This window comes from Terriglobus sp. YAF25 (assembly GCF_052113305.1).
GTDB lineage: Bacteria > Acidobacteriota > Terriglobia > Terriglobales > Acidobacteriaceae > Terriglobus.
The window spans coordinates 1-1,068 of sequence record NZ_JBFRCY010001052.1 but is presented as its reverse complement, the minus strand read 5'-3'; the positions used below and the strand labels follow the sequence as shown (position 1 = coordinate 1,068).

Here is a 1,068-nt window from a genome sequence, read left to right as displayed (position 1 = left end):
CCCATGGCGAGCGCGGCGGCCGTGGCGACGGCCGTCGCGCTTAATCGTCTTCGCACATCAACTCCATGGTGACGGACCTACTGGACGGCACTGACGGACTTCGCCTTGGCTACGGCCGACTTGATGTCCATCCGCGCCTCTTCCAAGGCCGCCTGGTTCTTGGCGATAGCGGCCTGCTGAAGAGCGGTCTCCGCGTCGAACCAGACCTTCTCAACGTCGTACTTGTCTCTGCACGCCACGTCCGCCTTCGCCGTGGCGATCTCCTCATCCTTCACCTCATACGGATCGGAGAAACGCGGGTCGTCGTTGGCGTCCATCGGCTTCGTGTACGAGTAACCCTGCGCCTTCATGCACGACGACCATTTAGCGAACGCGTCGACCACGCTGGGGGCGTTCATTGACTCAACGTAGGAGTCATCGCTGATCTGCTGGGCCAGAGTGGGTGGCTGGGCTGTAGGGGCCTTCTCGTCGGCTTGTGCGACGCAGCCCTTGAGCGTCGTGTCGTCGGCGCCGGAATCATCGACGGCGCCGGCCTCCTGGGCTTCGTCGTATGCCCGCTGCTCTGCCTCGTCCGGATGGTATCCGCGCTTGGCCGCCAGCCCGGCATTGTGAATCCCGTACCGCCAGTCGGTGAGTGTCTTGCCACCCAGCTCGGGCAGGTCAGGGGCCGGCGTCCACTGGTCGTAGCCCGCTGCTTTCATACACTCGTCGATCAGCTCGTCCCGGGTGGCGACGATGAACTGAGTGTCCGCCTTGGTCGGCAGGTATGCCTCGATCGGCAGCTTCCAGGTTGCCGGATTTTTCGGGTCGCCCGTGTCCACCTTCGACTCACGGGCGCTATTCGCCGCACTGGCCGATGACGACCTGTCGTGGGCCGACGGAGTGTCCGCCGCGTTCCCGGCGTATGCCACGGCCCCCACCGCTACAGTCGCCAGGACAGGAACCGCGACCTTCGCGGTGATCCTCTTGGGCCTGCTCATTTTGTATCCCCCCTCGCTTTCCGTTATCGTCATGAAGTCCAGCGGAATGAAGCGTTCTCGTTCTTGACGTGCCTGAACTGATCGATGT

The 1,068-nt window shown here is 63.4% G+C and carries 1 protein-coding gene; it reads right to left on the bottom strand.

Translation table 11 applies throughout. The annotated features are described in order from the left end of the window. Positions 1–77: 77 nt before the first annotated feature. Positions 78–1,068, bottom strand: a 991-nt coding sequence (locus AB4043_RS26460) for a hypothetical protein (protein WP_442308650.1), incomplete at its 5' end; no start/stop codon positions are given.